The organism is Methylobacterium sp. 2A, assembly GCF_009806555.1.
Classification (GTDB): domain Bacteria; phylum Pseudomonadota; class Alphaproteobacteria; order Rhizobiales; family Beijerinckiaceae; genus Methylobacterium.
Map to the genome: position 1 here is coordinate 83,329 of NZ_VUOK01000016.1, position 7,689 is coordinate 91,017.

The window sequence follows — 7,689 nt, forward strand, 5'->3', positions numbered from 1 at the left end:
TGGAATCCCCTTCCCTCAGGCCCATTCCCGCTGCGCCAGCTTCTGCTCGTAGGCGTCGATCGCCGAGGCGCGCTCCAGGGTCAGGCCGATCTCGTCGAGCCCGTTCAGGAGGTTGTGCTTGCGGCCGGGCTCGATGTCGAAATGCAGGCTTCCGCCGTCCGGCCCCCGGATGGTCTGCGCCGCCAGGTCGATCGACAGGGTCGCGTTGGCGCCGCGCTCGGCGTCCTCGAACAGCTTCTCCAGATCCTCCGGGGCGACCGTGATCGCCAGGATGCCGTTCTTGGCGCAATTGTTGAAGAAGATGTCGGCGAAGCTCGTGGAGATCACGCAGCGGATCCCGAAATCCGCGAGCGCCCAGGGCGCGTGCTCCCGGGACGAGCCGCAGCCGAAATTGTCGCCCACCACCAGGATCTTGGCGTTCCGGTAGGCCGGCTGGTTCAGCACGAAGTCCGGGTTCTCCGAGCCGTCCTCGCGGTAGCGCATCTCGGCGAACAGGCTCTTGCCGAGGCCCGTCCGCTTGATCGTCTTGAGGTACTTGGCCGGGATGATCCGGTCGGTGTCGACGTTGATCGTCCGCATGGGCGCCGCGACGCCCTCCAGGGTCGTGAATTTTTCCATCGTCTGCACGCTCGCGCGATTGGGCCGCCTGCCGGGGGGTTTAGCAGCGCCCGGCGCGCGCCGGAAGCGTCAGGCCAAGCCCGCCGCGTCGGCCCGGGACAGGGTGCCGTCGTGCAGGGCCGAGGCCACCAGGGCGCCCGTGATCCCGGCTTCGCGCAGCGCCCGCAGGTCGTCCGGGCCGCGCACGCCGCCGGCCGCGTAGAGCCGGCGATCCGGCGCCCGGGCCTGGATCGCCCCGAGCGCCGCGAGGTCGGGCCCCTGCCCCGCCCCGACCTGGGCGAGCGTCATGGCGATCACCTCCGGCGGCCAGAGCGACGGGTCGTCGTGGAGCGCGGCGGGGCCGAGGCGCTCGGTGCCGCGCGTGTCGAGGGAGAGCACCGCGCGGTCGCCGAATCGCGTCGCCAGACCGGGATCCGCCTGGCTCTCGCTGCCGATCACCGGCCGGCCGAGGCCCGTGGCCAGGAAGTCCGCGACGCCCTCCGGATCGGCGAAGCCCGCATCCACCCACAGGGCGAGGCCCGGGCAGGCGCGGGCGATCGCCGTGAGCGCGGCCAGATCCGGCGGCGCCCGGTCGATGATCGCGTCGAGATCCGCCACGTAGAGGATCGTCGCCGGCCATGCCTCGCACAGGCCGCGCGCCACCGCGTCGGGCGCGGATCCCTTTGCCAAGGGCGTCTCGATCGGCGCATAGGAGGAGCGCTCGCCCCGGCGCGCCCGCACCACGCGGCCGCCCCGGAGATCGAGCACCGGGATCACCGCGAAGCCGGGGCGCCCGAATCCGTGGTCCATCGAGGCGTTCATCGCGGCCCCATGCTGTCAGCTTCCCCCGTGCGGGTGACCTCAAGGACGATCGGGTGGGACCTCGGCGGGGTCCACGTCAAGGCCGCGCTGGTGGAGGCCGGGCGTGTCGCAACGGCCGTCCAGGTGCCCTGTCCGCTCTGGCAGGGGGTTCCGGCCCTCGACCGGGCATTGGCGGTCCTGCCGGACTGGGCCCGGGGCGAGGCCCGGCACGCGGTCACCATGACGGGCGAGCTGACCGACTGCTTCGCCGACCGGCGCGAGGGCGTGGCCGCGCTCTCCGGATGGGCCGCGACGCATTGTGTCGGCCCCGTGCGGATCTATGCCGGCCGGTCCGGCTTCGTCGCCCCGGAGATGGCCGCGGAGGTCGCTGCCGACGTGGCCTCGGCCAACTGGCACGCCACCGCGGCGCTCGCCGGGCGGCTCGCCCCGGACGCCCTGCTGGTCGATATCGGCTCCACCACCACCGACCTGATCCCGATCGTCGGCGGCCGCCCGGCGTCGACGGGCTACAGCGACGCCGAGCGCCTGGAGACGGGGGAACTCGTCTACACGGGCGTGGTGCGCACCCCGGTGATCGCGCTCGCCGACCACGCCCCCTTCGCCGGCCGCCGCACCCGGCTGATGACCGAGACCTTCGCCCACATGGCGGATGCCTACCGGATCCTCGGCCTGCTCCCCGAGGGGGCGGACCAGCAGGCGAGCGGCGACCGCAAGGGCAAGTCCGTGGCCGAGAGCGAGACCCGGCTCGCCCGGATCGTCGGGCGGGACCGGGGGGACGCGCCGGGATCGGCCTGGGCGATGCTCGCGGGACATTTCGCCGAGGCGCAGCTGCGCCTGCTGCACGACGCGGCGGCGCTCCTGCTCGGCCGGCCGGATCTTTTCGAGAACGCCCCCCTGATCATCTGCGGGGCCGGCGCCTTCCTGGGTGACCGCCTCGCGGAGAGGCTCGGCCGCGTGTCCGTCCCGCTGGTCGCGCTGCTGGAGGACCGGATCACCGGCCCGCGCGATTGGGTCTCGACCTGCGGGCCGGCGGCGGCGGTCGGCCTCATCGCCGCGGAGGAGAGAGACGCATGAGTGCCATCAAGATCCTGGCCCGGATCCTCACGGCCCGGGTCGGGCCGCATATCGAGCTGGCCGTGGAGACGGAGACCGGCGAGGTCCTGAAGGTGCTCGCCACCGAGGATCAGATCGACCGGCTGGTCGACGAGCTGGAGGACATCCTCCACTCGCCCGCCGAGCCCGACGACGACGGGCCGCCCACGGCGGCCTGAGCCGCGCCCGGGGCTGAGCTCTGCCGTGAGCCTGATCGCCGCCAAGATCGTCGTCACCCCGACGCTGATGTGGGCCGTCTCGGCGGCGGCGCGCCGCTGGGGCAGCCTCGTCGGCGGCCTGCTCTCGGGATTGCCGCTCACCTCGGCGCCGATCTCGATCTACCTCGCCGCCGAGCAGGGCGCGCGTTTCGCCGCCGAGGCGGCTGTCGGCGCGGTCGAGGGGCTGGGGGCGGTGACGCTCTGCTATCTCGCCTACGCCCTCTGCGCCCCGCGGATGGGCGCCGTCGCCTCCATCGGCCTCGCCCTCGCGGCCTTCGTGCTGGGCGGCGCCGTGCTGCACGGGCTCGTCCGGCCCGGCCTGTGGCTCGCCACGGCGATCGACCTGCCGGCGATGGCGCTCGTCGTCGGCCTCAGCCGGGCGGGATCCTCACCCTCTGTGCCGACCCGCCGGCCGCCGCGCTGGGACATGCCGGCCCGGCTGGCGGCGGCCACGACCCTGGTCCTGCTGGTCTCGACCCTGGCGCCCCGGCTCGGCCCGGGCCTGAGCGGCGTCCTGTCGCCGATCCCGATCATCTCCTGGCCGCTGATCGTGTTCGCCCGGGTGCAGGACGGGGTCGGCGCCTCCCTCGACGTGGTGCGCGGCAGCGCCCAGGGCGCGTTCGGGGTGCTGGCCTTCTACATCTGCGTGCATACGATGCTCGGGGCGATGGATCCGGTCCCGGCCTATGCCCTGTCGATCGCCGCGTCGGCCGCCTGTGTCCTGCCCTGGCTGTTCGCGCGCCGGATTCCGCGGGCGGCGTGACCGCTGGGAGGCGACCCATGATCACCGCCGCCACGACGCTCGCAGCCGGCTACGCCGCCGTGCCGCCGGGCCATCTCGCGACCATCGTGACCTCTCTGGAGATGGTTCGGCCGCCGTCGCGGCCCGGGCGTCCCGTCCCGCCCGGGCTCGTGCTGCAGCCCTTCGCGGATCGCGATCCGGAGGCGTATCGAAGCCTGTTCCGGGATGTCGGCGCCGACTGGCTCTGGTTCTCGCGCCTCACCCTTGCCGATGACGCGCTGGCGGCGATCCTCGCCGACGAGGCGGTCGAGATCCTGGTCCTGCGGCAGGCGGGCCGCGACGTCGGCATGCTGGAGCTGGATTTCCGGCAGCCCGGCCTGTGCGAACTGGTCTTCCTCGGTCTCACCGGGGACATGATCGGGACCGGGCTCGGCGGCAGCCTGATGGACGAGGCGCTGCGCCGGGCTTGGTCGCGGCCGATCGAGCGGTTCTGGCTGCATACCTGCACCCTGGACCATCCCGGCGCCCTGGCCTTCTACCGGCGCTTCGGATTCACGCCCTTCGCGACCCATGTCGAGATCGCTCCGGATCCGCGGCTGACCGGATTGCTCCCCCGGACCTGTGCGCCTCACGTGCCGCTGCTCGGGTGAGATCGGTCCGGCCGGGCGACACCGCTCCGGCGTACCGGCCGCGACAGACCCAAAGAAAAGGCCCGCCCCGATGCGTCGGAGCGGGCCTCGATCCAGGGTCAGCGAAGGCCGGCGCTGAAGGCCGGTCCTGCCGCGATCACTCGGCGGCGGCGGGCGCCTCGGCCGGGGTGTCCTTGGCCGGGCTCTCCTTGGCCTTGTAGCGGTCGGTGCGCTCGACGATGCGGGCCGACTTACCCCGGCGATCGCGCAGGTAGTACAGCTTGGCGCGGCGCACCTTGCCGCGGCGGGCCACCTTGATCGAATCGATCATCGGGGAATGCACCGGGAAGACGCGCTCCACGCCCTCGCCGTAGGAGATCTTGCGGACCGTGAAGCTCTCGTTGAGGCCGCCGCCCGAGCGGGCGATGCAGACGCCCTCGTAGGCCTGGACGCGGGTGCGCTCGCCTTCCTTCACGCGGACGTTGACGATGAGCGTGTCGCCCGGCTCGAAATCCGGAATGGTCTTGGCCAGGCGCGCGACTTCCTCGCGCTCCAGCTGCTCGATGATGTTCATGGCATAGCTCCAGCCGTCGCGCCGTGACGCCCCTCATGGGCGGTCGGCGCCAGGATTTCGGCGATCCTGTTGTGAGTTGGCCGGCTCTCTACAGGATCAATCCCGGCTTGTCGATTGCCGTCGCGCAGCGCGCGCGGAACGCCGTCAGGCCGGGACCGCGCCGGCCTCGGGCAGCACGCAGTTCGACAGGAAGGCCGCGAGGTCGTCGGTGATGTGGTCGATATGCGGCTCGCGCACCGCCTCCTGCTCGAACGCCTCCCGGTAGGGGTCGATGATCTTGGGCACCACCAAAACGGTCGCCATGCCGAGGTCGTGCGGCACCGCGAGGTTGCGGGCGATGTCCTCGAACAAGGCGGCCCGGGTCGGCTCGACGGCGTGCGCCTTCAGGAAGCGCTCATAGGTCGAGCGCTCGGGCTTCGGCACGAAATCGGCGGCCGCGATGTCGAACACGTCCTCGAAATGGTCGAGGATCCCGAGCTTGGCCGCCACGTTCTCGGCATGCCGGCGCGACCCGTTCGTCAGAATCAGCTTGCGACCCGGCAAGCGCTCGATCGCGTCGCCGAGATTCCGGTCGAGCTTGATCGTCGAGTGGTCGATATCGTGTGCGAAATCGAGGAATTCGTGGGGATCGACCCCGTCCTCGATCATCAGCGCCTTCAGGGTCGTGCCGTAGGTATGGTAGAAATGCTTCTGCAGGGCACGGGCCGAGATCCCGTCGAGCCCGTAGAGCCCCATCACGTAGAGGGTGATCCGCTCGTCGACCTGTGGCCAGACCCGGGCGTCGCTCGGGTAGAGCGTGTTGTCGAGGTCGAACACCCAGGTGTCGACATCGGCGAATCCGCGCGCGCCCGGGGTGGTGAACTGGGCCTTATCGGGCTGATGCACCGTATCCCCTTGGATTCATGGTCCCCGGACGGGCGAATCTGAACCTTTGCGGTCAAGCTCGCAAGCCTGGCTGGCTTGGGGCTGGCCCGGAGCAGGACAATGCGCGCGCGGGACGGAAGTTTCCGCCCCGCGCCGCCTATCGGCCGATCGCGCCCTCAGCCCCGGCGGATCAGCGTGCCGGCGCCGTAATCGGTGAACAGCTCCAGCAGCACCGCGTGGTTGACCTTGCCGTCGAGGATGACGACCGCCTCGACGCCGCGCTCGATCGCGTACATGCAGGTCTCGATCTTCGGGATCATCCCGCCCGTGATCGTGCCGTCGGCGATCAGGCGGCGGCAATCCTCCACGGTGAGTTCGGGAATCAGCTTCTTGTCCTTGTCGAGGACGCCCGGGACGTCGGTGAGCAGCAGCAGGCGCTTGGCTCGCAGCGCCCCCGCGATCGCCCCCGCGAAGGTGTCGGCGTTGACGTTGTAGGTCTGCCCATCCGCCCCGTAGGCGACCGGCGCGAGCACGGGAATCAGCTCGGCCTTCAGCACCGCGTCGAGCACGCCGCGCTCGACATGCTCCGGCTCGCCGACGAGGCCGAGATCGACGGTCTGCTCCAAGTGGCTCTCGGGGTCGAGCACGGTCTTCATGGCCCGCTTGGCCCGGACCATGTTGCCGTCCTTGCCGCACAGGCCGATGGCCCGCCCGCCCTCGGCCGAGATCCAGCCGACGATCTGCTTGTTGATCAGGCCGGCGAGCACCATCTCGACCACCTCCACGGTGGCCGCGTCGGTCACCCGCAGGCCGCCGCGGAACTCGGACTGGATGCCGAGCCGGTCGAGCATCTTGCCGATCTGCGGCCCGCCGCCATGCACGACGATCGGCTTCAGCCCGGATTGTTCGAGGAGGACGATGTCCTCGGCGAAATCCTCCGCCGCCGACCGGTCGCCCATGGCGTGGCCGCCATACTTGATGACCACGATCTCCTGATCGTAGCGCTGCATGTGGGGCAGCGCCTGGGCCAGAACTTCGGCGCGCACGTGCACGTTCGGCAATTCGGTCATCGCGGTCCTTCGCCGATCCTTGGGTCAGGTCCCGCGGGCCGGATTGCGGCCGCACCCGTCGGGCGGGGCGCTTCTACAGGAAGCCGTCGGCACTGCGAAGCCGCCTCCGGGCGGGATGCCGGACAGAAGAGGGCGCGCCTCGAAACTGCGGGGATGACGGGGTTCGGCCCGGCGCGGCGGCCGCCCTGTCAAAAAACAGTCACCCTTCCCGTGTGTTGCAAACCGGCTACAGATTGGAGCGGAACCAGAGTCGCCTGGGTTGAACCCCCGCGTCTCCCGGCTCATGCTGCGCTGCAGCAAGCCGGAAGCTGGTGGCCGGGAGGGCCGGATGCGGATCGCGATGATTGGGGCCGGATATGTCGGCCTGGTGTCCGGGGCGTGCCTGGCCGATTTCGGGCACGGCGTCGTCTGCATCGACCGCGATCCGGACAAGATCGCGAGCCTGAACGCCGGCCGCATGCCGATCTACGAGCCGGGGCTCGACGCGCTGGTGGCCGAGAACGTCCGGCAGGGCCGGCTCGCCTTCCGCACGCACATGCGCGAGGCCGTGGCCGAGGCGGACGCGGTGTTCATCGCGGTCGGCACCCCGTCCCGCCGCGGCGACGGCTTCGCCGATCTGAGCTTCGTGTTCGACGCCGCCCGGGAGATCGCCGGCGCGCTCTCGGGCTTCACCGTGGTGGTCACCAAGTCCACCGTCCCGGTCGGCACCGGCGACGAGGTCGAGCGCATCATCCGCGAGGCCAACCCCGACGCGGCGTTCGCGGTCGCCTCCAACCCCGAATTCCTGCGCGAGGGCGCGGCGATCGCCGACTTCAAGCGCCCCGACCGGATCGTGGTCGGCACCGAGGAGGCCCGGGCCGAGGCGGTGATGCGCGAGGTCTACCGGCCGCTCTACCTCAACGCCGCGCCGATCCTCGTGACCAGTCGCCGCACCGCCGAGCTGACCAAATACGCCGCCAACGCGTTCCTGGCCGCCAAGATCACCTTCATCAACGAGATCGCCGACCTGTGCGAGGAGGTCGGCGCCGACGTGCAGCAGGTCGCGCGCGGCATCGGGCTCGACAACCGGATCGGCACCAAG

General features: G+C 71.2%; 10 protein-coding genes. 5 read left to right on the plus strand and 5 right to left on the minus strand.

Annotation, left to right across the window (positions count from 1 at the left end):
• Window positions 1-15: 15 nt before the first annotated feature.
• Together leuD and FVE89_RS08175 are read right to left on the minus strand one after the other, a co-directional pair.
• On the minus strand, window positions 16-618 hold the full coding sequence (gene leuD, locus FVE89_RS08170) for a 3-isopropylmalate dehydratase small subunit (protein WP_160533543.1): 603 nt from the start codon (window positions 616-618) through the stop codon (window positions 16-18).
• 69 nt (window positions 619-687) lie between these two features.
• On the minus strand, window positions 688-1,407 hold the full coding sequence (locus FVE89_RS08175; protein ID WP_246730542.1) for a HisA/HisF-related TIM barrel protein: 720 nt from the start codon (window positions 1,405-1,407) through the stop codon (window positions 688-690).
• A gap of 21 nt (window positions 1,408-1,428) precedes the next feature.
• Here FVE89_RS08175 and FVE89_RS08180 point away from each other — a divergent pair, with 21 nt between their 5' ends.
• The 4 genes from FVE89_RS08180 to FVE89_RS08195 are packed head-to-tail and all read left to right on the plus strand — an operon-like array spanning window position 1,429 to window position 4,121.
• A complete protein-coding gene (locus FVE89_RS08180; RefSeq protein ID WP_160533545.1) occupies window positions 1,429-2,493 on the plus strand; it encodes a hydantoinase/oxoprolinase family protein in 1,065 nt (354 codons plus the stop codon).
• Complete coding sequence (locus tag FVE89_RS08185; RefSeq protein ID WP_160533546.1) at window positions 2,490-2,690, plus strand: hypothetical protein; 201 nt, start codon at window positions 2,490-2,492, stop codon at window positions 2,688-2,690. The genes FVE89_RS08180 and FVE89_RS08185 overlap by 4 nt, the downstream gene beginning before the upstream one ends.
• A 25-nt stretch (window positions 2,691-2,715) precedes the next feature.
• Complete coding sequence (locus FVE89_RS08190) at window positions 2,716-3,492, plus strand: hypothetical protein (protein ID WP_160533547.1); 777 nt, start codon at window positions 2,716-2,718, stop codon at window positions 3,490-3,492.
• Between the two features lie 17 nt (window positions 3,493-3,509).
• Window positions 3,510-4,121 (plus strand): GNAT family N-acetyltransferase, encoded by a 612-nt coding sequence (locus FVE89_RS08195; RefSeq protein ID WP_160533548.1) that lies wholly within the window; start codon window positions 3,510-3,512, stop codon window positions 4,119-4,121.
• A 136-nt stretch (window positions 4,122-4,257) separates the two neighbouring features.
• On the opposite strand, the gene rplS is transcribed toward FVE89_RS08195, so the two are convergent.
• From rplS to argB, 3 genes are all read right to left on the minus strand, one after another.
• A complete protein-coding gene (rplS, locus tag FVE89_RS08200) occupies window positions 4,258-4,674 on the minus strand; it encodes a 50S ribosomal protein L19 (protein ID WP_160533549.1) in 417 nt (138 codons plus the stop codon).
• Between the two features lie 144 nt (window positions 4,675-4,818).
• Window positions 4,819-5,559: a pyrimidine 5'-nucleotidase gene (locus tag FVE89_RS08205; RefSeq protein WP_160533550.1), complete on the minus strand. Its 741-nt coding sequence runs from the start codon at window positions 5,557-5,559 to the stop codon at window positions 4,819-4,821.
• A gap of 155 nt (window positions 5,560-5,714) precedes the next feature.
• A complete protein-coding gene (argB, locus tag FVE89_RS08210; protein ID WP_160533551.1) occupies window positions 5,715-6,608 on the minus strand; it encodes an acetylglutamate kinase in 894 nt (297 codons plus the stop codon).
• Window positions 6,609-6,936: 328 nt separating this feature from the next.
• Between argB and FVE89_RS08215 the strand changes: the two genes are divergently transcribed.
• Window positions 6,937-7,689: nucleotide sugar dehydrogenase (locus FVE89_RS08215; protein WP_160533552.1), on the plus strand; the 753-nt coding region annotated here is incomplete at its 3' end.